This is a genomic window from Paenirhizobium selenitireducens ATCC BAA-1503 (genome assembly GCF_900492185.1).
In the GTDB taxonomy this organism is placed as follows: Bacteria; Pseudomonadota; Alphaproteobacteria; order Rhizobiales; family Rhizobiaceae; genus Allorhizobium; species Allorhizobium selenitireducens_A.
The window spans coordinates 313,108-336,288 of record NZ_UEYP01000003.1 but is presented as its reverse complement, the minus strand read 5'-3'; the positions used below and the strand labels follow the sequence as shown (position 1 = coordinate 336,288).

Annotated in this window: 18 protein-coding genes; 9 read left to right on the top strand and 9 right to left on the bottom strand. The window is 64.0% G+C overall.

Features of this window, described 5'->3' with window-relative positions; translation table 11 throughout:
• Positions 1–2: 2 nt before the first annotated feature.
• Positions 3–890 carry a metal ABC transporter substrate-binding protein gene (locus RHIZ70P_RS07765; protein WP_115669808.1) on the bottom strand — a complete coding sequence of 296 codons (888 nt, stop codon included), beginning with the start codon at positions 888–890 and terminating at the stop codon, positions 3–5.
• 203 nt (positions 891–1,093) lie between these two features.
• Here RHIZ70P_RS07765 and RHIZ70P_RS22945 point away from each other — a divergent pair, with 203 nt between their 5' ends.
• Complete coding sequence (locus RHIZ70P_RS22945) at positions 1,094–2,443, top strand: hypothetical protein (protein WP_181903971.1); 1,350 nt, start codon at positions 1,094–1,096, stop codon at positions 2,441–2,443.
• Between the two features lie 82 nt (positions 2,444–2,525).
• Here RHIZ70P_RS22945 and lysS read toward each other — a convergent pair whose 3' ends face one another.
• From lysS to RHIZ70P_RS07730, 5 genes are all read right to left on the bottom strand, one after another.
• A complete protein-coding gene (lysS, locus tag RHIZ70P_RS07755) occupies positions 2,526–4,025 on the bottom strand; it encodes a lysine--tRNA ligase (protein WP_115669807.1) in 1,500 nt (499 codons plus the stop codon).
• Between the two features lie 244 nt (positions 4,026–4,269).
• Positions 4,270–5,727, bottom strand: a complete 1,458-nt coding sequence (gene gltX / locus RHIZ70P_RS07745) for a glutamate--tRNA ligase (RefSeq protein WP_115669806.1) — start codon at positions 5,725–5,727, stop codon at positions 4,270–4,272.
• A 528-nt stretch (positions 5,728–6,255) separates the two neighbouring features.
• The gene (locus RHIZ70P_RS07740; protein ID WP_115669805.1) at positions 6,256–8,031 is read right to left on the bottom strand and encodes an SLC13 family permease; all 1,776 of its coding nucleotides are present in this window, start codon (positions 8,029–8,031) and stop codon (positions 6,256–6,258) included.
• 172 nt (positions 8,032–8,203) lie between these two features.
• Positions 8,204–8,962, bottom strand: a complete 759-nt coding sequence (locus RHIZ70P_RS07735) for a TerC family protein (protein ID WP_115669804.1) — start codon at positions 8,960–8,962, stop codon at positions 8,204–8,206.
• A 110-nt stretch (positions 8,963–9,072) separates the two neighbouring features.
• Positions 9,073–9,774, bottom strand: coding sequence for a TetR/AcrR family transcriptional regulator (locus tag RHIZ70P_RS07730; RefSeq protein WP_115669803.1), 702 nt, complete (start codon positions 9,772–9,774; stop codon positions 9,073–9,075).
• A 144-nt stretch (positions 9,775–9,918) separates the two neighbouring features.
• On the opposite strand from RHIZ70P_RS07730, the gene RHIZ70P_RS07725 reads away from it, so the two are divergent.
• From RHIZ70P_RS07725 to xylA, 5 genes are all read left to right on the top strand, one after another.
• The gene (locus tag RHIZ70P_RS07725; protein WP_115669802.1) at positions 9,919–11,130 is read left to right on the top strand and encodes an HlyD family secretion protein; all 1,212 of its coding nucleotides are present in this window, start codon (positions 9,919–9,921) and stop codon (positions 11,128–11,130) included.
• Positions 11,131–11,155: 25 nt separating this feature from the next.
• Positions 11,156–12,745: a DHA2 family efflux MFS transporter permease subunit gene (locus tag RHIZ70P_RS07720; RefSeq protein ID WP_115669801.1), complete on the top strand. Its 1,590-nt coding sequence runs from the start codon at positions 11,156–11,158 to the stop codon at positions 12,743–12,745.
• 164 nt (positions 12,746–12,909) lie between these two features.
• Positions 12,910–13,935 (top strand): LacI family DNA-binding transcriptional regulator, encoded by a 1,026-nt coding sequence (locus RHIZ70P_RS07715; RefSeq protein ID WP_115669800.1) that lies wholly within the window; start codon positions 12,910–12,912, stop codon positions 13,933–13,935.
• Between the two features lie 23 nt (positions 13,936–13,958).
• Positions 13,959–15,407 carry a xylulokinase gene (xylB, locus tag RHIZ70P_RS07710; protein WP_115669799.1) on the top strand — a complete coding sequence of 483 codons (1,449 nt, stop codon included), beginning with the start codon at positions 13,959–13,961 and terminating at the stop codon, positions 15,405–15,407.
• A 171-nt stretch (positions 15,408–15,578) separates the two neighbouring features.
• Positions 15,579–16,889 (top strand): xylose isomerase, encoded by a 1,311-nt coding sequence (gene xylA, locus RHIZ70P_RS07700; protein ID WP_115669798.1) that lies wholly within the window; start codon positions 15,579–15,581, stop codon positions 16,887–16,889.
• Positions 16,890–16,955: 66 nt separating this feature from the next.
• Here xylA and RHIZ70P_RS07695 read toward each other — a convergent pair whose 3' ends face one another.
• Positions 16,956–17,297 carry a DUF6968 family protein gene (locus RHIZ70P_RS07695; RefSeq protein WP_115669797.1) on the bottom strand — a complete coding sequence of 114 codons (342 nt, stop codon included), beginning with the start codon at positions 17,295–17,297 and terminating at the stop codon, positions 16,956–16,958.
• Positions 17,298–17,507: 210 nt separating this feature from the next.
• On the opposite strand from RHIZ70P_RS07695, the gene RHIZ70P_RS07690 reads away from it, so the two are divergent.
• Both RHIZ70P_RS07690 and RHIZ70P_RS07685 read left to right on the top strand, forming a co-directional pair.
• Positions 17,508–18,560 carry a sugar phosphate isomerase/epimerase family protein gene (locus tag RHIZ70P_RS07690; protein ID WP_115669796.1) on the top strand — a complete coding sequence of 351 codons (1,053 nt, stop codon included), beginning with the start codon at positions 17,508–17,510 and terminating at the stop codon, positions 18,558–18,560.
• Between the two features lie 165 nt (positions 18,561–18,725).
• Positions 18,726–19,895 (top strand): Gfo/Idh/MocA family protein, encoded by a 1,170-nt coding sequence (locus tag RHIZ70P_RS07685; protein ID WP_115669795.1) that lies wholly within the window; start codon positions 18,726–18,728, stop codon positions 19,893–19,895.
• A gap of 174 nt (positions 19,896–20,069) precedes the next feature.
• Here the strand turns inward: RHIZ70P_RS07685 and RHIZ70P_RS07680 are convergent, their stop codons facing one another.
• Positions 20,070–20,498 carry a nuclear transport factor 2 family protein gene (locus RHIZ70P_RS07680; RefSeq protein WP_115669794.1) on the bottom strand — a complete coding sequence of 143 codons (429 nt, stop codon included), beginning with the start codon at positions 20,496–20,498 and terminating at the stop codon, positions 20,070–20,072.
• Positions 20,499–20,603: 105 nt separating this feature from the next.
• A complete protein-coding gene (locus RHIZ70P_RS07675) occupies positions 20,604–21,512 on the bottom strand; it encodes a helix-turn-helix domain-containing protein (RefSeq protein WP_115669793.1) in 909 nt (302 codons plus the stop codon).
• Between the two features lie 275 nt (positions 21,513–21,787).
• On the opposite strand from RHIZ70P_RS07675, the gene RHIZ70P_RS07670 reads away from it, so the two are divergent.
• Entirely contained in the window at positions 21,788–23,161 is a 1,374-nt protein-coding gene (locus RHIZ70P_RS07670; protein WP_115669792.1) for a GH1 family beta-glucosidase, read from the top strand.
• Positions 23,162–23,181 lie beyond the last annotated feature (20 nt).

The window sequence follows — 23,181 nt, the reverse complement described above, 5'->3', positions numbered from 1 at the left end:
GATCACGATGCCAGCCCCTTTGCAATCGTCGAGACGGTGACCTTCAGCAGGTCGAGATAGGTCGGAACCGGGCCGCCGTCCTCGCTCAGCGAGTCGACATAGAGCACGCCGCCATAGGCCGCCCCGGTCTCCTCCGCCACCTGGCGGGCGGGCTTGTCGGAGATCGTGCTCTCGGAAAAGATCACATGGACCTGATACTCCCGCATCGCATCGATGACCGCGCGGACCTGCTGCGGCGTGCCCTGCGCGTCGGCATTGACGGGCCAGAGGAAGAGTTCCTTCAGGCCCAGATCGCGGGCGAGATAGGAGAAGGCGCCCTCGCTGGTCACCAGCCAGCGCTTTTCTTCTGGCAACGCGGCGATCTGCGCCTTCAGCGGTCCGATCTCGGCGCGGATCTTGTCGGAATAGGCCTTGGCATTGGCGGCGTAGGCCTCGGCATTGTCCGGATCGACTTGCGTCAGCGCCTTGCGGATGTTCTCGACATAGATCAGCGCATTGTCCGGTGACATCCAGGCATGCGGGTTGGGCTTGCCTTCATAGCCGCCGCCGGAAATGTCGATCGGCTCGACGCCATCGCTGATGACGGCGGCCGGCACGGAGCCGAGATTGGCGAGGAACTTTTCGAACCAGCGTTCCAGGTTGAGGCCGTTCCACAGCACGAGATCGGCGTCGCGGGCCTTCAGGATGTCGCGCGGCGTCGGCTGGTAGTTGTGGATCTCGGCGCCCGGCTTGGTGATGCTGTCGACCTCGGCCAAGTCGCCGCCGACATTGCGAGCAATGTCGGCGATGACGGTGAAGGTCGTGATGACCTTCGGCTTCTCGGCAGCCGTCGCGCCAAGCGGCAGAAGCATGACGGCGGCAGCGATAAAGCCTGCAAGGCGGGACGGCATGGAAACTCCTGATGCTTGTTGCGAATAGTTCTCATTAAAAGCTAAGGCGGAAAATCCGATTGTCAATGATTTTTGCGAATGGCTCGCAAAAAGACTCGCCGTCCGGCGTCCTGCCGGTGAACTCGGGGCATGTGTCGCGGATTGTCTCGACGGGATTAAACCTTCTTCAAGACCGATGTGGCAAGTATCGAAGGAAGTATTGCGTGATCCAGTGGGGCGAGTTCGATGGCGGAGTTCATGGCGTGAAGGGTCTTCTCAGCAAGATCCGGATCTCTCGCAAGGTCGTTCTCGCCTTCGGCGGCGTGCTGGTTCTGTGCGGCGCAACAGGTGCAGCGGCCGTCTTCATTGGAGCCGACAAGATCCTCGGTCCGTCCTATGCGGACCGGAACGGCCTCGAATGCACCGAAGTTCAGACCGTCACGATCAAGAAGAAGGACCGCTTCTGGGTCCGCAAGTACATTACCACCGACAAGCCCGGCGACGGCATGACGCGGGTCAGGACCGCGCTTCGGGTTGCCGGCGCTGTCTACGCTTCGCAGAAGCCGGATCTCGTGCAGGTGGTCGTGCTCGACAAGAGCGGACCGACCGACCGTTCGGCGATGCGCGGGCGGGCCGTCGGTGCCGACGTCATCTACATCGCCGATCCCAGTCGCGTGCCGGAAGAGGCGAACGGACAGGTGTTTACCGCGCGCTATGTCGACAAGCTGGCGAATGCGGACGGGCTTTTCTACGGCGAGAAGATCGCCCTGCCTGAGGCGGAGATCGAAAGGCTGGTCGCCCGGCTGGACGACAAGACCGATTGCAACAAGCCCGAAGTGGTCGTTCCCGAGGGGCAGGGCGCGCCGGCCGAACATGGCGCGCCTGCCGAGCACGGAGCGCCGGCAGGCCATGGAGAGGCCGTACCAGCCGAGGGTCATGGCGAGGCGGTCCCCGCCGAGGGCCACGGAGCCGAGGCGCCGGCCGCGGAGCCTGTGGATGGCCATGGCGCAGCAACCGTCGAAGCCGATGCGCATGGCGCGGATGCCGGCCATGCCGCCGAAGCGGCTCCCGCCCACGAAATTCCGGCTGGCGAAGGCGCGCAGGACGAGGCTGTGGCCCCGCCTGCCGCCGAGGCCGACGCCCATGCCAAGGCGACCGAACCGGCCGCAGCTCCGGCCGAGAGCGGCGGCTGGTTCTCGTCGCTGAAGGGCATGGTGCTCGGTAGCGATCAGGAAGCGCCCGCGCCTGCGGCGCCGGAAGACGCCGCTGCCGGCCACGATGCCGAGCCGGCCGAAACGGTCGCGCCGGAAGAGGCGGCTGCTCCTGCGGAGCATGACGCCGCACCGGCCGAAGATGCCGCCGCAGCGGAACACGAGGCCGCCCCTGAACCTGCGGCGGAAGGCAAGGCGAAATCCGCCGGCGCCGCATGGCTCGAGAAACTGAGGTCGCAGCCGCTCGAGGGCACGAGCGCCGCGCCTGCCGAAAGCGGAATGCCGGCCGAGGATTCCGACATCCTGCCGCCGAAGGCAAGCGCCAAGGCCGACGCCGAAAAGCACGCCGAGGCAAGCCACTGAGGCATGGCAGAACGACAACGAAATATCCCGGCGCAAGAGGCTGCGCCGGGATTTTTCCGTTTATGCGAATGTCCTGACCGGTTCAGTCGCCCTTGTGGCGACGGGCCGGGAAAAGGATGACGTCGCGGATCGACGGCGCGTTGGTCAGCACCATGATCAGGCGGTCGACGCCGATGCCCAGCCCACCGGCTGGCGGCATGCCCTGGTCCATGGCGTCGAGAAAGTCCTCGTCGAGGGCCTTTTCCTTTTCGCCGCGAGCATGGGCCTGCGTCAGCTGCTCGACCATGCGGGCGCGCTGTTCCTCCGGATCGTTGAGCTCGGAGAAGGCGTTGCCGAGTTCCCAGCCGTTGACATAGGTCTCGAAGCGCTCGACCAGGCGCGGCTCGCCCGGCACTTCCTTGGCGAAGGGCGAGATGTCCTTCGGGAAGTGGATAACGTGGACCGGCTGGATAAGGTCGCCCTCGACGGTTTCCTCGAAGACGAAGGCGAGGCATTCGCCCCAGGTTGCGTCCTTCTCGACCTCGAAGCCGGCATGGCGGGCGGCGGCGCGCGCCTCCTCGTCGGTCTTGATGGCGAGGAAGTCGATGCCGGTCTTTTCCTTGACGGCGCCCGGCATGGAGATGCGGCGGAACGGGCCCTTGAAGGACAGGACCTTGTCGCCATAGGGCACTTCCGTCGTGCCGTGGATGGTCATCGCCAGTTCCGAGAACATGCGCTCGACGAGGTCCATGATGTCCTCGTAGTCGGCATAGGCCCAGTAGCACTCCATCATGGTGAATTCCGGATTGTGCCGGGTGGAAACGCCTTCGTTGCGGAAGTTGCGGTTGATCTCGAAGACCTTGTCCGACAGGCCCGAAACCAGCGTGCGCTTGAGATAGAGTTCCGGCGCGATGCGCAGGTACATGTCCATCTTCAGCGTATTGTGGTGGGTCTTGAACGGCTCGGCGGTGGCGCCGCCGTAGATCGTCTGCAGCATGGGCGTCTCGACTTCCATGAAGCCGTCGTTTTCCATGAAGCGGCGGACGCCGGAAATGATTTTCGAGCGCTGCTGGAAGCGCAGCTTGGATTCCTCGTTGGTCAAAAGGTCGAGGTGGCGCTTGCGGTAGCGCGTCTCGATGTCGGCGAGGCCGTGATACTTCTCCGGCATCGGCAGCAGCGACTTGGTGAGCATGGTGATCTCATGCGCATTGATCGTCAGCTCGCCGCGCTTGGTGCGGCGCACTGCGCCGGTCACGCCGATGATGTCGCCGAGGTCGATCATCGGCAGAAGCGCACGGGCTTCCTCCGGCGTCGTGTCCTTGTGGGAGAAGATCTGGATCTTGCCCGAGGCGTCATGGATGTCCATGAACATGCCGGAATTGCGCGACGAGTAGACACGGCCGGCGACGGTGACGATGTCGCCGGATTCGGTGTCGAGCTCCAGGTCTGCATATTTCTCGGCAAGCTCCGCATTGGTGATGGTGCGGTGGAAGTGCGCCGGATAGACGTCGCCGATCTGCTGGCGCAGGAGGGCGAGCTTCTGGGCGCGGACTTCGGTCACGTCGGAGGAAAGGGCGGGGGCTGCGGTCTTGGTCTCGGTCATCGTGTATCGCCTTCAGCGGCTGTTTCGTTTCGGTCACCCCCTCTGCCCTGCCGGGCATCTCCCCCACAAGGGGGGAGATCGGTTGGGGGACGCTCGTCGTTCCACCTCTGAGGTCAAAACCGGCGGTCAACGAGGGCTTGGGGCAACAGGCCGGCCACTCGCTGATCTCCCCCCTTGTGGGGGAGATGCCCGGCAGGGCAGAGGGGGTAGCTCAACGCGCCGCCGGTCGAGCGACGCTGCATCGTCAGTTCGCAGCCCCGACCATGGACGTCAGCACCTGGCTCGCCACCTTCAGCCGCTGGCGCACGACCGAGCGGCCGAGCAGCGCCATCGAATCGAACAGTGGCAGCGAGCGGGACGAGCCGGACATGGCGACGAAGAGCGGCGGGGTGACCACGCGCAGCTTCTTCCCCATCCGGTCGGCGATGTCGCGCAGTTCCTGCTCGATCGTCTCGACGTTCCATTCGAGGATCTTTTCCAGATCGAAGGCCACCGTGTTGACGATTTCCAGCGTCTCGGCCGGCGAGGTCTTGAGGCCGGCAAACGAGGCCGGCGTCAGGCCGACGTCGTTGGCAAGCAGGAAGCCGGCGAGCTGCGGCAGTTCGCCGAGCTTGGAGATGCGGCTCTGGGCGAGCTTCAGGCCTTCGGTCAGGCGCTGGTTTTCCGAGGCCCAGTCGAAGACGCGGGCGAGGAACTCGTCCGGCATCAGCTTTTCGCGCATCCAGCGGCCGTTCAGCCAGTCGAGCTTCTGCACGTCGAAGATAGCCCCGGCCTTGGACAGGTTGTCGGGATCGAACTTCTCCGCCAGTTCTTCCATCGTCAGAAGTTCCTCGCCTTCGGCGATCTGGATGAAGAACAGGCCGAGGAAGTTCATCAGCGCTTCCGGCAGGTAGCCGAGCGCGGAGTAGTAGGAGATCGAGGTCGGGTTCTTGCGCTTCGACAGTTTCGACTTGTCGGCATTGCGCATCAGCGACAGGTGCATGAACTTCGGCGGCTCGAGGCCGAGATATTTGTAGATCAGGATGTGCTTCGGCACCGAGGCCAGCCATTCCTCGCCGCGCGCCACATGGGTGATCCGCATCAGGTGGTCGTCGACGACGTTCGCCATGTGATAGGTCGGCATGCCGTCGGCCTTCAAGAGGACCTGCATGTCGACCGCATCCCACGGAATAGAGACGTCGCCATAGACGCCGTCATGGAAATCGCAGGAGCCTTCGGTCGGGATCTTCATGCGCACGACGGAAGGTTCGCCCTCTTCCATGCGCTCGGTGACTTCCTCGGCCGTGAGGTTCAGGCAGTGGCCGTCGTATTTCGGCGGCAGGCCCTTGGCGCGCTGCGCGTCGCGCATCATTTCCAGGCGCTCCGGGGTGCAGAAGCAGCGGAAGGCATGGCCGTCGCGCACCATCTGCTCGACGAAGGGGCGGTATATGTCCTTGCGCTCGGACTGGCGGTACGGACCATAGGGGCCGCCGATATCGGGGCCTTCCGACCAGGTGAGGCCGGTCCATTTCAGCGCGTCGAGCACCTTCTGTTCGAATTCCGGGGTCGAGCGGGTGGCGTCGGTGTCTTCGATGCGCAGGATGAATTCGCCGCCCATCTTCTTGGCGAAGAGATAGTTGAACAGCGCGATGTAGACGGTGCCGACATGGGGCTCGCCGGTCGGGGAGGGTGCGATGCGGACGCGGACGCCGGAAGTGCTCATGGACTCTTGCTCGTGGTAGCGTGCGGGGTGATCGCGCGGATGCCGCGGGATCAGCGAAAACGGGAAAACGATCGGGTGGAAAGACGGGAAAAGGCCTGATATGCGCGCTGATCCTGTCAATTCCGCCGGCTGGCCTTAGGCCATATTCAGCCGCAGGCGTCAAGGAAAACTGCGGGCGCGGGCGGCATGGCAGCCCTGCTCTAACGCTGGTTGGGAGAAAATCGCCGACCTTGGGAACCAAACGCGACGGGCAGCGTTTCATTGCCAGAACGCGAGGCCGTGCCAACCGGACGCGACGGGAAATGGGGAATACGGAGGTTTTTCCGGTTTCTCTCCGTAGCCAACGAAACGGCAGACGAGCCCCTTACCCGTCCGGCCCGCGTTCATTCCTAGTCCCCCGCCCCAAGGAAAGCCTGCATCCCGCCGATGCAGGCTTTTCCTTTTGCGCACCATGAAGGTTCTCCGCCGAAACGAGAAACGGTCAGGTGCTAAACCGGGCCGACCATTTCGTTGGTGTATCGAGGGCTGTTACTGGACTGGCCAGACCATCAGCAGCATGGGGATGGACACCAGGACGATGATGATCGACAGCGGCAGGCCGAGGCGCGGATAATCACTGAAACGATAGCCGCCGGGACCCATGACCAGCGTGTTGCACTGGTGGCCGATCGGGGTCAGGAAGTCGGAGCCGGCGCCGATCGCCACCGCCATCAGGAAGGCGTCCGGCTTGTATCCGAGACCGGCGGCGAAGCTCGCGGCGATCGGTGCCATGACCAGAACGGTTGCCGCATTGTTGAGGAAGGGCGTGACCGCCATGGCGGTGACCAGAATGAGGGCGAGCGCGCCATAGGCAGGCAGCCCGTCCGCGGCGGCCCCCAGCCAGCCGGCGATCAGTTCGCTGGCACCGGTGCTGCGCAGCGTGTCGCTGACCGGTATGAGGGCGGCGAGCATGACGAGGATCGGCCCGTCCACCGCACGGTAGATCTCGCTGAGCGGGATGACCTTAAGGATGACCATGGCGAGCGCCGCCGCAAAGAACGCGACCGCGACCGGGGCCAGGCCAAGAGCGGTGGCGCCCATGGCGGCGACGAGGATTGCCAGGGGCACGATGGCGCTGCGGCTGGTGCCGAGCAGGATTTCCCGTTCGGCCAGCGGCAGGCAGCCGAGCTCCAGAAGCAGGCCGGGCAAGGCCTGCCGCTGTCCCTGGAGAACGACCACGTCGCCGGGCCGCAGCGTCAGTTCGCCGAGACGTTCGCGGATGCGCTTGCCCTTGCGGCTGACGGCCAAGAGGTTGACGCCATAGGTATTGTAGAGCGACAGCTCGCGTGCGGAGAGGCCGATCAACGCGGAATCGCGGCTGATCACCGCCTCGATCGCGGCGATCTCGCCGCTCGGCTTGGTCTCGCCTTCTCCGATTGGTTTGCCCGAAAGGGAGAGCTTGGCCTGGGAGACGATCCGGTCCAGGGGTTCGGATGCGCCTTCGAGCAGCAGCGCGTCGTTTTCCTTCAGCACGATGTCGGGGAAGGGGGAAATGCGGGTGTGGCCGCGCAGGATCGCGGTTGCGATCACTTCGCCCGGCGCGATCGACAGAAGCTGGTTGAGGGACTTGCCGAGGAAGGGCGACTGCTTGCCGACGGTTGCCTCAGTCGAAAAGGTGGAGTTTTCCAGCGCTTCCTGGACGGAGGGGGTCTGGTTCTCGCGCTTCGGCACCAGCCAGTAGAAGAACATTAGGAAGATGGTGCCGGCGAGCGCGAGCGTGGCGCCGACCGGGGTGAAGTCGAACATGGTGAAGGCTTCGCCGGTGATCTCGGCGCGCAGGCGCGAGACGACGATGTTCGGCGAGGTGCCGATCTGCGTCATCAGGCCGCCGAGCAGGGCGCCGAAGGCCATGGGCATGAGGAAGGCCGAGGCCGGCGTGCCGGAGCGGCGGGCGAACTGGAAGGCGACCGGCATCATGATCGCCAGCGCGCCGATGTTCTTGATGAAGGCGGACAGCAAGGTGACGCTCACCACCAGCAACAGCATCTGTCCGCGGATCGAGGTGAGTGAGGGGAAGAATTTCTTGATGGCGAGATCGACGATGCCGGAGCGCGCGACCCCGGCGCTGACCACCAGGGCGCTGCCGACGATGATGACGATATCGTCGCTGAAGCCGTCGAAGGCCTTTTCGGCGGGAACGAGGCCGAGGGCGACGGCGACGATCAGCGTGACGCAGGCAACCACGTCATAGCGCAGGCGGTCCCAGAGAAAGGCGGCCATCATCGCGCCTATCACAGCGAAGGCAAGGATTTGCTCGGTGGTCATGGGACTCCGGATATGTTGTGTCGAGGGGAATATACAGGGCAGGCCGTCGCGCTATCAATGCCGGCTGTAACGGCTTTGTTCCTCGTGCCCGTACCCCGGGCAAAAAAACGAGGCCCGCGACGAGGTCGCGGGCCGGCGTCATGGCGTGAAGGTCAAGCCGAGGGCGGCCCGTTCAGTGCAGCTTTGCCTTGGCTGCCTTCTCGGCCTGGCGCTTGCGCCGCGCGAACATGTTGAGCACCTCGACCAGGCCGGAAAAGGCCATTGCCGCATAGACGTAACCCTTGGGCACGTGGAATCCCATGCCCTCGGCGATCAGCGTCGTGCCGATCATCAACAGGAAGCCGAGCGCCAGCATGACGATGGTCGGGTTCTTCTCGATGAAGTTGGCAAGCGGCGTGGACGCGACCAGCATGACCGCGACGGCGATGATCACGGCGACGACCATGATCGGCAGATGCGGGGTCATGCCGACGGCGGTGATGATGCTGTCGACCGAGAAGACCAGGTCGAGCAGGAGGATCTGGCCGATAGCGGCCGCGAAGGTCTGCGTGGCCGAGGAGGCGATGAAGTCCTCCTCGTGGTCGATGGGATCCACATTGTGGTGGATTTCCTTCGTCGCTTTCCACACCAGAAACAGTCCGCCGGCGATCAGGATCAGATCCTTCCACGAGAAGCCGTGTCCGAAGGCCTCGAAGATCGGGGTGGTGAGCTTGACGATCCAGGCGACGGTGCCCAAGAGCGCGAGGCGCAGGACAAGGGCCAGGCCGATGCCGATCCGGCGTGCCCTCTCGCGCTGATCGGCCGGAAGCTTGTTGGTCAGGATGGAGATGAAAACGAGGTTATCGATGCCGAGGACGACTTCCATGACCACGAGCGTGATCAGAGCGATCCAGGCGGCGGGATCCTGAAGGAGGACGAGGATTTCCTGCATATTTTTCTTCCGGTTTGCGAGGGCGGGTCGATGCAACAAATGAAGCAAGGGCTGCACGAGGGCAAGAGCCGGGATTAACGCGAGAGAAAAAAGACCGTTCCCGCAATTTTTCAGCGGGGCTTGGAACAGGATCCGGTGCCATAGGCGCAAAGGAAAACGCTGACCGCGCTGTCGATGACGCGGTCGCGGTCTTCGCGCGTCGGTGTTTCGATCATCTCGCCGAAAAGGCGCTGCTTGAAAAACGTGCCGGTCGCCAGATCGATGAACTGTCGGGCGGCAAGGTCCGGGTCTTCGGTCTTCAGTACGCCCTTGTCGACCTGTTGTCGGATGAAGGCCTCCAGTACGCTACGAGCGTTGGACGGGGCATTCGAAAGGAAACGGCGACACAGGCCGGGCATCCGGTCGACGACGCCGAGCAAGGTGCGCATGGCGGGGATCATGTCGGTCTCGATGATCTGGTGGACGAAGGCATGGGCGAAGCGGCGCAGCCCCTCCTCGATGTCGTGGCTGTCGGCGAGGATGTCGCGCAGGGCTTCGGTGAACAGACCCTTTTCCCGTTCGATCAGCGCGGCGAACAGGTCTTCCTTGCTCTGGAAATAGACGTAGATCGTGCCCTTGGACACGCCGGCTTCGCGCGTCACGTCGTTCATGCTGGCCGCATCGAAGCCCATCTTCATGAAGACCTGCTTGGCGCCGTCGAGGATCTGGCCGCGCTTGACGGGGTCTTCGCCGGCGGGGAAACGGCTTGGGACGACCGGGTAGGCGAACTCGGTCGTCACGGTCTCCTGACTATTTCTGGGCGGGCGGTTCATGGGTCTTCCAATTGTTAACTGCATTCGAGCCAGAAAGGACAGTTCTGGCTTTCTACGTCTTGATATGTGGTAGAAAAGCCTCTATGTCAATCGAACCGAACGGTTCAGTTCGATCAGCTTCCATCGCCAGCGAATGGTTTGAACATGTCACTATCCCAAAGGACGGGTGCCGTCCGCTCCGCCCCTGCTGCCGATGCGCGGCCGGCCGACAATGAGATCGCGGTTCTCGAGGCACATCCCGCCGCCGCAACCGATCACACGCAGGGCCCGGCCGCCGTCGCTGAACCTGCCACCGCCAAGAAGCGCCGCAGCTTCGTGCTGCCGGTCATCCTTGCCGCGCTGTTTGCCGGTGCGGCTTGGTATGGCTACGGCTGGTGGACCGAGGGCCGTTTCATGGTTTCGACCGAGGACGCCTATATCGAAGGCGATATCGCGATTATCTCGCCCAAGGTCTCCGGCTATGTGAAATCGGTGGAAGTGAGCGGTAACCAGCGCGTCAAGGCCGGCGATCCGCTGGTGACGCTGGACGATGGCGACTATCGCATCGCCGCCGAGCAGGCGGAGGCGCAGATCGCTGTGCAGCGCCTGACGCTCGAGCGCATCGACGCACAGATCAGGGGCGGGGACGCCGCGCTGGCCCAGGCCGTGGCCCAGAAGCAGTCGGCGCAGGCGACGCTCGGCCTCGCCGAACTCTCGCTCAAGCGTGTCAGCGGCCTGCAGGAGCAAAAGGTGGTGTCCACCGCCGATCTCGACAGCGCCAAGACGCAGCTCGAGCAGGCAAGGGCGAGCCTTGCTGCCGCAGACGCCAATATCGCTGCGGCGGAAGCCAGTATCGCCGTGCTCAAGGCGCAGCGCGCCGAGGCCGATGCCGGCATGCGATCGGCCGAACTGGCGCTCGAAAAGGCCGAGCGCGATCTCGCCTTCACCGTGCTGAAGGCGCCCTATGACGGGATCGTCGGCAATCTCTCCGTCCAGACCGGCGACCTCGTTTCGGTCGGCAAGCGTCTGGCCGCTCTGGTTCCGGTCGAACAGCTCTACATCGAGGCCAATTTCAAGGAGACGCAGATCGCCGACCTGGTCCCCGGCTCGAAGGTTGCCATCCATGTCGACGCCTATGGCGACGAGACGATCGAGGGGACCGTGACGTCGATCGCACCGGCCTCCGGCTCGGTCTTTTCCATGCTGCCAGCGGAAAATGCCACGGGCAATTTTACCAAGGTCGTGCAACGCGTTCCCGTCCGCATCGAGATCCCGAAGAATGTGCTCGAGGCGGGGCACCTGCGCGCCGGCCTGAGCGTCGTCGTCGATGTCGATACCCGCACCGCGCCGCAGGGTGCGGCGCTCGCGGCCAACTGAGGCGGTCCTGCCAGGGGAAAGCACGATGGCCGAATCCGCAAAAACAGCGGCAGGCGCGGTCCCGCTGCCGGGCGCCGAGGAGCGCATGGACCCGAAGCGGCTCATCGCCTTCTTCGCGATGGTGTTCGGCATGTTCATGTCGATCCTCGACATCCAGATCGTCTCGGCTTCGCTTGCCGAGATCCAGGCTGGCCTAGGCGCCGGGTCCGACGAGATCGCCTGGGTGCAGACTTCCTATCTGATCGCCGAAGTCATCATGATCCCGCTTTCAGGAGCGCTGGCGCGGATTGTATCGACGCGCATTCTTTTTTCCTTCTCCGCCGCGGGCTTCACCATCGCCAGCGCGCTGGCCGCGACGGCGACCAATATCGACCAGATGATCGTCTACCGGGCGATCCAGGGCTTTATCGGCGGCGGCATGATCCCCTCGGTATTCGCCGCGGCCTTCACCATCTTCCCGCCGTCCAAGCGCAACATCGTCTCGCCGATCGTCGGTCTGGTGGCGACGCTTGCGCCGACCATCGGCCCGACCATCGGCGGCTATATCAGCCATGCAATGTCCTGGCACTGGCTGTTCCTGATCAACGTCATCCCCGGCATCATGGTCACCGCGGTGACCTTCAGCCTGATCGATTTCGACAAGCCCGACTTCAAGCTCTTCAAGAAGTTCGACTGGTGGGGCCTGTTCTGGATGGCGCTGTTCCTCGGCATGATGGAATTCGTGCTGGAAGAGGGCAATAACAAGGACTGGTTCAACGACGAGCACATCGTCATGGGCACGGTCGTCATGGTGATCGGCGGTTTCTTCTTCTTCCACCGGGTGTTCCGGGTGGATTTTCCGGTCGTCGACCTGCGCGCCTTTGGCAATCGCAACTTCGCCTTCGGCTCGCTGTTTTCCTTCGTCATGGGGGTCGGGCTCTACGGGCTCACCTATCTCTATCCGGTCTATCTCGGCCGCATCCGCGGCTATGATTCGATGATGATCGGAGAGACCATGTTCGTTTCGGGCGCTGCGATGTTTCTCACCGCGCCGGTGGCCGGGGCACTGTCGAACAAGCTCGATCCGCGGGTCATGATGATGATCGGCTTTGCCGGTTTTGCCGCCGGCACCTACAGCATGACCTTCATGACCGCGGACTGGGATTTCTACGAATTGCTCGTGCCGCAGATCCTGCGCGGCTGCTCTTTGATGCTGTGCATGGTGCCGATCAACAATATCGCGCTCGGAACCCTGCCGCCCGACCGCATGAAGAACGCCTCGGGCCTGTTCAACCTGACGCGCAATCTCGGCGGTGCCGTCGGGCTCGCGGTGATCAACACCATGCTGACGCAGCGCTCTGACGAACACTATGCCCGCCTTGCCGAACAGGCCGACTGGGGCAATCGCGCCGCGCTCGACTGGCTGGCGAGCGTCGGCGCCAACTACGACACCTACGGTCTCGACGGCACGGCGGTGGCGATCAGGAAACTCTCGGGTGTCATTACGCAGCAGTCCTGGATGCTGTCCTTCATCGACGTGTTCATGGGGCTGACCGTGCTGTTCTTCGGACTGGTCTTCCTCGCGCTTCTGATCAAGCGGCCGAGTGCGGCTCCGCCACCCGGAGCCGGACACTGAGCCCCGGCTCGGCGTTCAATCCATTTTACCGATCCACCGCGGCGCGTAGGACCGTTTCCCCACTGGGGAGACGGTCCTTCTCTTTTAACATGTTTTGATGTACGTACCTCAAAAATTGATTTACGTACCTCAGGACGTGCGCTAAGACTTCGGTCGGAGGAGCCATGAAACCGACAGTCCACGATATTGCCGCAGCCGCTGGCGTCAGCCTCGCCACCGTCGACCGGGTGCTCAACCGCCGGGCCGGTGTCAGCGCGCGCACCCGCGACAAGGTGGAGGGCGCCGTGGCCGCGCTCGGTTTCGTGCGCGACGTGGCGGCGGCCAATCTCGCCAAGGGCCGCGTCTATCCGTTGACCTTCATCCTGCCGGCCAACGACAATTCCTTCATGCGCGAGCTGGAAGCGGCGGTACGCGATGCCGCGGCACGTTCGCCCTCGGAGCGCACCGAGATCCACATCCTCAGGGTGCCGCCCTTCGATGCGGCGGCGCTAGTCGAGGTGCTCGACGCGCTCGTGGCCGATCGGCCGGCCGGCGTGGCGCTGGTCGCGGTCGATGCGCCGGAGGTGGCCGGTGCCGTCGAGCGACTGGTCGATGCGGGCATCCCGGTTGTCACTCTGGTCTCCGATCTGCCGGCGTCGCCAAGGGTCCACTATGCCGGCATCGACAACCTGGCGGCCGGCCGCACCGCCGCGAGCCTGCTCGGCCGTTTCGTCGGTGACCGGCGCGGTTCGATCACCGTCCTGGCCGGCTCGATGCTGGTGCGCGACCACCGCGAGCGTCTCGAGGGCTTTCGCTCGATCATGGCGAATGATTATCCGCATCTGGCCCTTCTCGATGTGATCGAGGGGCGGGACGATCCGGCGCTGGTCGAGCGCTTGCTTTCGGATCTGTTTCGCCAACGCGACGACATCCTCGGCATCTACAGCCTCGGCGCCGGCAATCGTGGTCTGGTCGCAGCGCTTCGCAGGGCCGAGCTCCGCCGCCGGCCGGCAGTGATCGCCCATGAACTGACCGACACGACGCGCGATGCGCTCAAGGGCGGGCTGGTTGACGCGGTGCTCAACCAGGATGCCGGACACGAGGTCAGGAGCGCCATCCGTGTGCTGAAGGCGACGGCCGACGGCCTGCCGGTGCTGGCCGCGCAAGAGCGCATCCGCATCGATATTTTCTTGAAGGACAATCTGCCGTGAAGGGCAGGGGATAGGGAGAAGACATGTATCTCGGGCTTGATCTGGGCACTTCCGGTGTGAAGGCCATGCTGATCGACGGCGATCAGGCGGTGATTGGCGTGGGCCATGCGGCCCTCGATGTGTCGCGGCCGCATCCCGGCTGGTCGGAGCAGGATCCGCTCGACTGGATCCGGGCGACCCGCGAGGCGGTGGGGGCGCTGAAGGCCACGCATGGCGCGGCGCTCTCGGCGGTGAAGGGCATTGGCCTGTCGGGTCACATGCATGGCGCGACGTTGATCGACGCCGCCGACCAGGTGCTGCGGCCCTGCATCCTGTGGAACGATACACGCAGCCATGTGGAGGCGGCGGCCATGGATGCCGATCCGCGCTTTCGTGCGATCACCGGCAATATCGTCTTTCCCGGCTTCACCGCACCGAAGCTCGCCTGGGTGGCGAAGAACGAGCCGGACGTCTTTGCCCGGGTCGCCAAGGTTCTGCTGCCGAAGGATTTTCTGCGCCTGTGGCTGACCGGCGAATATCTCTCCGACATGTCGGATTCGGCCGGAACCGCGTGGCTCGATACGGGCGCGCGCCGCTGGTCTGCGGAACTGCTGGAAGCGACCGGGCTTTCGGAGCGGCAGATGCCGGGGCTCGTCGAGGGTGCCGATCCGGCCGGCACGCTACGCGATCAGTTGGCCGCCGAATGGGGCATGGCGAGCGGCGTGACCGTCGCCGGCGGGGCAGGGGACAATGCGGCTTCCGCCTGCGGCATGGGCACGGTCGCCGAGGGCCAGGCCTTCGTTTCGCTCGGAACCTCGGGCGTTCTCTTCGCCGCCAACGCCTCCTATCTGCCGAAGCCGGAAAGCGCCGTGCATGCCTTCTGCCATGCGCTGCCCAACACCTGGCACCAGATGGGCGTCATTCTCTCGGCGACCGACGCGCTGAACTGGCTGAGCGGGATCACCGGCAAGGCGGCCGGCGAACTGACCGGCGAGCTTGGCAACGATCTGAAGGCACCGTGCAGCGTCACCTTCCTGCCCTACCTCTCGGGCGAGCGCACCCCGCACAACGACGCAAAGATCCGCGGCGCCTTCATCGGTCTCGGCCATGAGAGTTCGCGTGAGGTGCTGACGCAGACCGTGCTCGAGGGCGTCAGCTTCGCCATCCGCGACAATCTCGAGGCACTGAAATCGGCGGGCACCCATATCTCCCGGGTGACGGCGATCGGAGGCGGTTCGCGCTCGCGCTACTGGCTGGCCTCGATCGCAACCGCGCTCGGGCTTCCTGTCGACATTCCGGCCGACGGCGATTTCGGCGCGGCCTTCGGTGCGGCCCGGCTCGGGCTGATCGCCGCGACGGGCGCGGACCCGCTTTCCGTCTGCACGGCACCGAAAACGGCCGAGACGATCGAACCGGTCGCGGCGCTCGCCGGTGCCTATGAGGAGGCCTACGGGCGCTACCGGTCGCTTTATCCGGCGATCCGCGGGCTCTGACGAATTGCCCCTCACCCTGACCCTCTCCCCGCTGGCGGAGAGAGGGGACGGAACGGCTGCGGCGACGCCCTTCTCCCCGTTTACGGGGAAAAGGTGCCGGCAGGCGGATGAGGGGCGGAAAGACACGCCGCATCGGCGGCAGATATTGCAGCTAAACAGGAGGAAATACCCGTGACGACAGGCTTTTTCGGCGATACGCCCAAGGTCAAGTATGAAGGCCCGGACAGCACCAATCCGCTCGCCTTCCGCCATTACAATCCCGACGAAGTGGTGCTCGGCAAGCGTCTCGAAGACCATCTGCGCTTCGCCGTGGCCTACTGGCATAGCTTCACCTGGCCGGGCGGCGATCCGTTCGGCGGGCAGACCTTCGAGCGGCCGTGGTTCTCTGACACGATGGAAGCGGCGAAGATGAAGGCCGATGTCGCTTTCGAGTTCTACCAGTTGCTCGGCGTGCCCTATTACTGCTTCCATGACGCCGACGTGCGGCCGGAGGGGAACAATTTCTCCGAGAACACGAAGAACCTCAACGCGATCGTCGACTATTTCGAGAAGAAGCAGGCCGAAACGGGCGTCAAGCTGCTCTGGGGCACGGCGAACCTGTTCTCCAACCGTCGTTTCATGTCTGGGGCTGCCACCAATCCCGACCCGGACGTCTTCGCCTTCTCGGCGGCAACCGTGAAGACCTGCATGGATGCCACCCAGCGGCTGGGTGGCGAGAACTACGTGCTGTGGGGTGGACGCGAGGGCTACGAGACGCTGCTCAACACCGACCTGAAGCGGGAGCTGAACCAGCTCGGCCGCTTCCTCAACCTCGTCGTCGAGTACAAGTACAAGACCGGTTTCAAGGGCACGATCCTGATCGAGCCGAAGCCGCAGGAGCCGACCAAGCACCAGTACGACTACGACGTCGCCACCGTCTACGCCTTCCTGCAGAAGAACGGGCTGGAAAACGAGGTGAAGGTCAACATCGAGCAGGGCCACGCGATCCTGGCCGGTCATTCCTTCGAGCACGAGATCGCCATGGCCAATGCCTTCGGCATCTTCGGCTCGATCGACATGAACCGCAACGACTACCAGTCAGGCTGGGACACCGACCAGTTCCCCAACAACGTGCCGGAAATGGCGCTGGCCTTCTACCACATCCTCTCCGGCGGCGGCTTCACCACGGGCGGCACGAACTTCGACGCCAAGCTGCGCCGCCAGTCGCTCGACCCGGTCGATCTGTTATACGGCCATATCGGCGGCATGGATTGCTGCGCCCGCGGGCTCAAGGCCGCGGCCAAGATGATCGAGGACGGGGCGCTGTCGAAGCCGCTGGAGGAGCGTTACGCCAAGTGGGACAGCCCTCAGGCACAGCGCATGTTGCGCGGCGAGCTGTCGCTCGAAGCGATCACCAGTATGGTCGAAGACGGCGACATCAACCCCGAGCCGAAGTCGGGTCGCCAGGAGTATCTCGAAAACGTCGTCAACCGCTACGTTTGATCTGGCGCGGAACCAGGATGACCGGGTCTGAAGAGCCCGGTCATCCGGGTGGCGTACAGCTAGTCGTTATCGGTTGGCCAGCCACCGGGACGCGGCGGGATCTGGTAAAGCGGTCCTGTCGTCCAGCTTGGGGGGAAGGTCCAGGTCTCTCTGGCCCCAGAGCGTGAGGCGTCCGGCCTTGTAGGCCTCGCTCTCGAGAAGCCGGTCATGAACCGCCTGCATGGCAAGGGTCAGGGCCTGGATTCCGTCTTCGCCGCAGGCGCGGTAGGCAATCTCGCCCTCCGGCCAGTGGATCGACCAGCGGCACTGAAACTCTCCGCCGGGTGCCTTTACGGGGGTGAGGAAACGAACAAGGAGTTCGCCACCATTAAGATCGAACCTGCGTTCGACAAAAACGGTTTCGTTCATCGGGGTTCCTCGTCGTGGAAGGCCTGCGAGCGAGCGTTTCGGTTAGAGGCCTGAGCGGGAGTTGTGCGGGAATATAAACTTCGTTAGTTTTTACTGCAACGATGCAGTTGGATGAGAAGCGCGGCTCCGAAACTGGACCGAAGCCGCTGTTTTCGGGCTTGGTGCGCAGTTTCGTTATGATCGAGAGCTGCCGGATTGGGAGGAAAATTCATGAAGACAATCAAGGGCCCTGGCATCTTCCTCGGGCAGTTCGCCGGCGATGCGGCGCCGTTCAATTCCTGGGATGGGATCACCAAATGGGCTGCCGACAAAGGCTATCTCGGCGTGCAGGTGCCGACCTGGGCCGGCCAACTCTTCGATTTGCGGCGCGCCGCGGAATCCAGGGACTATTGTGATGAACTGGCCGGTGTGGCACGGGAAAACGGGATCGAGATCACCGAGCTCTCCACCCATCTGCAGGGCCAGCTGGTGGCGGTGCATCCGGCCTATGACGAGGCCTTCGACGGCTTTGCCGCACCGGAGGTGCGCGGCAATCCCAAGGCGCGGCAGGAATGGGCCGTGGAACAGGTCAAGCTGGCGCTGAAGGCGTCGGGCAATCTCGGTATCGCGGCACACGCGACCTTTTCCGGGGCGTTGGCCTGGCCTTACTTCTATCCCTGGCCGCAACGGCCGGCGGGCCTGGTCGAAACCGCCTTCGACGAACTGGCCAAGCGCTGGCGGCCGATCCTCGACTATGCCGAGGAGCAGGGCGTCGACATCGCCTATGAAATCCATCCGGGAGAGGACCTGCATGACGGGGTCACCTTCGAGATGTTCCTCGATCGGGTCGGCGGGCATGCCCGCGCTAACATGCTCTACGATCCGTCGCACTATGTGCTGCAATGCCTCGACTATCTCGATAACATCGACATCTACAAGGACCGGATCAAGATGTTCCACGTCAAGGACGCGGAGTTCAATCCGACCGGACGGCAGGGCGTTTATGGCGGCTTCCAGGGCTGGGTGAACCGGGCCGGACGATTCCGTTCGTTGGGAGACGGACAGGTCGATTTCGGCGCGATCTTCTCGAAGATGGCGGCCAATGATTTCGACGGCTGGGCCGTGGTCGAATGGGAATGCGCGCTCAAGCATCCGGAAGACGGGGCAAGAGAGGGCGCCGCCTTTGTCCGCTCGCACATCATCCGCGTGACCGAACACGCCTTCGACGATTTTGCCTCCGGCGGCACGGACGATGCGGCCAACCGGCGGATGCTGGGACTTTAAGAGGAATTCCCCTCCCCAACCCCTCCCCACAAGGGGGAGGGGCTTTGCCGCCAACCCGGTGCCTGCTCCAAGCGGGGAAGTGGGCGAGGAACGCTCTCCCCCCCTTGTGGGGGAGATGGCGGCAGCCAGAGGGGGGCGTCAGAGACAAAAAGGGAGACGATTTTCATGACGATCGAAGGAAAGACCGAAGCGCGGATGCAGAAGATTCGTCTCGGCATGGTGGGCGGCGGGACGGGCGCCTTTATCGGAGCGGTGCACCGCATGGCGGCGCGGATCGACGATCATTTCGATCTCGTGGCCGGGGCGCTGTCGTCGACGGCGGAGAAGTCGCTCGCCTCGGGCCGGGAGCTCGGGCTCGATCCGGAACGCTGCTACGGCTCGTTCGAGGAGATGGCTCTTAAGGAGGCCGGACGGCCGGACGGCATCGAGGCGGTATCGATCGTCACGCCGAACCACGTGCACTATCCTGCGGCCAAGGCCTTTCTCGAGCGCGGCATCCATGTCATTTGCGACAAGCCGCTGACTTCCAACCTCGAAGACGCGAAGAAGCTGAAGGCGGTCGCCGACGGCTCGAACGCGCTGTTCATCCTGACGCACAATTACACCGGCTATCCGATGGTGCGCCAGGCGCGCGAAATGGTCGCCGAGGGTCTGCTCGGCATGCTGCGCGTGGTGCAGGTCGAATATGCGCAGGACTGGCTGACCGAGGCGGTGGAGCAGACCGGCGCCAAGCAGGCGGTGTGGCGAACGGACCCTAAGCAGTCGGGCGTCGGCGGCGCGACCGGCGATATCGGTACCCATGCCTTCAATCTCGCCACCTTCGTCAGCGGCCTGACGCTCGACAGTCTTGCCGCCGATCTCGACAGCTTTGTCGAAGGGAGACGGGTCGACGACAACGGCCATGTGCTGTTGCGCTTCGAGGGCGGGGCAAAGGGCATGCTGTGGTGCAGCCAGGTGGCGCCCGGCAACGAGAATGCGCTGAAGCTCAGGGTCTATGGCACCAAAGGCGGGCTCGAATGGGAGCAGGAGAACCCCAACTACCTGTGGTTCACGCCATTTGGCGAACAGAAGCGGTTGGTCACGCGCAACGGTGCCGGTGCCGGTGCCTCTGCCGCCCGCGTCAGCCGCATTCCCGGCGGCCATCCGGAGGGCTATCTCGAAGCCTTCGCGACGATCTACACGGAGGCGGCAGCGGCGATCAACGCGGCCAAGGGCGGCACGGCCATCGATCCCGCGGTCACCTATCCGACGATCGACGACGGCCTGCGCGGCGTTGCCTTCGTCGAGGCCTGCGTGGCCTCGGCGAAGGACAACGGGGCGTGGGTCAAGGTGTGAGCTTGCCCTCGTGGGGCCGAGCGCAAGCTCTCCTTGCCCCTGTGCCCTCACCACAGGGAGCAACTGGCTAGCTCCCGGCCTCTCCCCGATTGGGGAGAGTGAGGTGATCCATGCGATTGGGAAGCCAAGTCTTAAATCGAACCCGCTGGCGATGCCGAGACATCCGCGCGCCAGTCATTCCGATGCACAGGCCGAGAGCATGGCCGGGGTGTCGACATAGGCTTCGTAGCGGCGGATCGTTCCCTGGCGCACCGTATAGACATGGACCGCAGGGAGCTCGAATTGCCGTCCCGTCGCGAGCGCCTTGCCCTGCGTGCGGCCGATGCTCACCACGCGGTCGCCTGCCTCGAAGAACTGCTCGTCGACGATCCGGGTGTCGATCGTGCTGGTCAGGCGGATGAAGAACTGCTGCAGGCCGGCGTGGCCACGATGCTCTCCGCCCCAGGGCAGGAGGTCGGACTGGTAGATCTCGCAGTCGGGATGATAGAGAGCCTGGATCGCGGCCAGATCCCGGCCGGCATAGGCCTGGTAGACCTCGCGCACGACATCGAGCGGGCAGGGGTGGTTTGCAGCCGAGGTATCCCGTGCTGTATTGGCTTGCATGACTAATCTCCTTCAGGCGGCATCGGTGCCGGGGCTTGTTCCCTAAGGGATACGGAGGCCTCGTTCTTTCCGCTGGTTGCGGGCCATTGCCTGCCATTGCGAAAACTACCCGCGTGACCGCGCACGCCATTGCGCCGGCGTCGTTCCGGTCGAACGGCGGAAGACATTGGTGAAATGGCTCTGGTTCTTGAAGCCGACGTCCAGAGCAAGCTGTGCGAGCGGCACGTCGGTGGCCGCCAACAAGCCGAATGCGAGTTCGATGCGGAAGTCCTGCAGCCATTGAAACGGCGTTCGCCCCGTCGACGCCTTGAAGGCGCGCAGGAAATGGAACTGGCTCAAACCTGCCGCGGCTGCGATCTCCTCCAGGCTCGGATCATCGGCCACCCTTGACCGCATGTACTCGGTCGCCCGCTTCAGGCTGGCGGGCGACAACCGCTCATTCGCGCCTCGCGCATTGCCGACTGACGGGCCGCGCTCCGCTTCCTGCGCGAGACGGGCAAGAATGAGGGCGACACCATGGTCGCCATAGGCGCGACCGAGGCCAACCAAACCGTTCTTGGCGCTTTCCTTCCAAAGCGTGGTCGCAATGGCGGCGAAAATCGGATCCTGCACGACGTACCCGGTCAGCCGGTCGAGCGAGGCCACGCCCCTGGACGTGAACTCCTCGAAGGTGCGCGCCACCAATTCCTTGGGGAGGGAGAAAATCAAGCAGTCGTGATGGCCCTCCACCCGCCAGAGAGTGGAGGTGTCGGCAGGGGTCAGGATACCCGCACCTTGATGCCGATAGCCTTCCGCGCCCTTTGGGACCGTCAGGCCGTCGCCTATGTCGCGCCAGGGCCTGGACCGTCCGGCAAGCAATATCGAGAAGGTATATTCGGGAAGCGATGGCTGGAGGGTCTCGAAGTCGGAATGGCGCAGGCGCGTCAGGGTGACGCCGGCGGAGCCGACGTGACGCGTCTGCACGTTTGCACCCGGTGGAACCGTCTGCGCGCTGTCGCTTTCCTTGCTGGTCATGCGGCAAGGGTACCGGGCTTGCAAGGCGGGGTCCAGTCGGGGCGAAAGCGCCGGTGATGGGAATTGGCAACGGGCAGGGGGATCTGCAGCGGATCGCCATCACGGAAGCTTCGGGGTGTCAGTGACGTCCCGAAAACTCTCAATCCTGCAACGTTGCAGAATCTTGCACCCGGCTCTTCTCCCCGCACTGAACATGGTCTAAACCGCCACGGACAAAATTTCAGCATCCGACCGCCATGACATGCGACAGATGCGTAGACCGCGCGAGACCCCTCATGATCGATCCCAAGCTCCTTGCATCCCGCTTTCCCGGCGACTTCACCTTCGGTGTTGCCACCGCCTCCTACCAGATCGAAGGCGCCTCCAAGACGGATGGACGCAAGCCGTCGATCTGGGATGCGTTTTCCAACATGCCGGGGCGGGTCTATGGCCGGCACAATGGCGATGTCGCCTGCGACCACTACAATCGCTGGGAGGACGACCTCGATCTGATCAAGGACATGGGCGTGTCGGCCTATCGCTTCTCGATCGCCTGGCCGCGCATCATTCCCGACGGCACCGGGCCGATCAACGAGAAAGGTCTCGACTTCTACGACAGGCTGATCGATGGCTTGAAGGCGCGTGGCATCAAGGCCTTCGCCACGCTCTACCACTGGGACCTGCCGCTGACGCTGATGGGCGACGGCGGCTGGACGGCGCGTTCGACGGCCTATGCCTTCCAGCGCTATGCCAAGGTGGTGATGGCGCGGCTGGGCGACCGGCTGGACGCGGTCGCGACCTTCAATGAGCCGTGGTGCTCGGTCTGGCTGTCGCATCTTTACGGCGTGCATGCGCCGGGAGAGAGGAACATGGATGCGGCGCTGCATGCGCTGCACTATACCAATCTGGCCCATGGCCTTGGCATCGACGCGATCCGCCAGGTGGCGCCGCAGGTGCCGGCCGGTCTGGTGCTGAACGCGCATGAAGTCATCCCCGGATCCGACAGCCAGGCCGACCGGGCGGCGGCGGAACGGGCCTTCCAGTTCCACAACGGCGTGTTCTTCGATCCGGTGTTCAAGGGCGAATATCCGGCCGATTTCCTCTCGGCGCTCGGAACCCGCATGCCGAAGATCGAAGCGGGCGACCTGGAGGTCATCAGCCAGAAGACCGATTGGTGGGGGCTCAACTACTACACGCCGATGCGGGTGGCAGACGATCCGACGCCGGGCGCAGAGTTTCCCGCGACCGTCGCCGCGCCGCCGGTTTCAACGGTCAAGACCGATATCGGCTGGGAGGTCTATTCGCCGGCGCTGAAGTCGCTGGTGGAGGGGCTCTATCGGCGCTACGAACTGCCGGTCTGTTACATCACCGAGAATGGTGCCTGCTACAACATGGAGGTCGAGAACGGCGCGGTCGACGACCAGCCGCGCCTCGACTACTACGCCGAGCACCTGAACATCGTCGCCGACCTGATCAAGGACGGCTATCCGATGCGCGGCTATTTCGCCTGGAGCCTGATGGACAATTTCGAATGGGCGGAAGGCTATCGCATGCGCTTCGGACTGGTCCATGTCGATTACGACACCCAGGTGCGCACGGTGAAGAAGAGCGGCAAATGGTATGGCGAACTGGCCGCCCAGTTTCCGAAAGGCAATCACAAGGTCGGGTGAGACCCTGGACGCTCCTTCAA

Coding starts and splice junctions, on each gene's coding strand:
- RHIZ70P_RS07730 (WP_115669803.1), bottom strand. CDS start 9,774: ATGAACCGCCCGCCCAGAAATAGTCAGGAGACCGTGACGACCGAGTTC.
- RHIZ70P_RS07685 (WP_115669795.1), top strand. CDS start 18,726: ATGACGATCGAAGGAAAGACCGAAGCGCGGATGCAGAAGATTCGTCTC.
- RHIZ70P_RS07715 (WP_115669800.1), top strand. CDS start 12,910: ATGAAACCGACAGTCCACGATATTGCCGCAGCCGCTGGCGTCAGCCTC.
- gltX (WP_115669806.1), bottom strand. CDS start 5,727: ATGAGCACTTCCGGCGTCCGCGTCCGCATCGCACCCTCCCCGACCGGC.
- RHIZ70P_RS07740 (WP_115669805.1), bottom strand. CDS start 8,031: ATGACCACCGAGCAAATCCTTGCCTTCGCTGTGATAGGCGCGATGATG.
- RHIZ70P_RS07735 (WP_115669804.1), bottom strand. CDS start 8,962: ATGCAGGAAATCCTCGTCCTCCTTCAGGATCCCGCCGCCTGGATCGCT.
- RHIZ70P_RS07725 (WP_115669802.1), top strand. CDS start 9,919: ATGTCACTATCCCAAAGGACGGGTGCCGTCCGCTCCGCCCCTGCTGCC.
- RHIZ70P_RS07695 (WP_115669797.1), bottom strand. CDS start 17,297: ATGAACGAAACCGTTTTTGTCGAACGCAGGTTCGATCTTAATGGTGGC.
- RHIZ70P_RS07670 (WP_115669792.1), top strand. CDS start 21,788: ATGATCGATCCCAAGCTCCTTGCATCCCGCTTTCCCGGCGACTTCACC.
- RHIZ70P_RS07680 (WP_115669794.1), bottom strand. CDS start 20,498: ATGCAAGCCAATACAGCACGGGATACCTCGGCTGCAAACCACCCCTGC.
- xylB (WP_115669799.1), top strand. CDS start 13,959: ATGTATCTCGGGCTTGATCTGGGCACTTCCGGTGTGAAGGCCATGCTG.
- RHIZ70P_RS07690 (WP_115669796.1), top strand. CDS start 17,508: ATGAAGACAATCAAGGGCCCTGGCATCTTCCTCGGGCAGTTCGCCGGC.
- RHIZ70P_RS07720 (WP_115669801.1), top strand. CDS start 11,156: ATGGCCGAATCCGCAAAAACAGCGGCAGGCGCGGTCCCGCTGCCGGGC.
- lysS (WP_115669807.1), bottom strand. CDS start 4,025: ATGACCGAGACCAAGACCGCAGCCCCCGCCCTTTCCTCCGACGTGACC.
- RHIZ70P_RS07765 (WP_115669808.1), bottom strand. CDS start 890: ATGCCGTCCCGCCTTGCAGGCTTTATCGCTGCCGCCGTCATGCTTCTG.
- RHIZ70P_RS07675 (WP_115669793.1), bottom strand. CDS start 21,512: ATGACCAGCAAGGAAAGCGACAGCGCGCAGACGGTTCCACCGGGTGCA.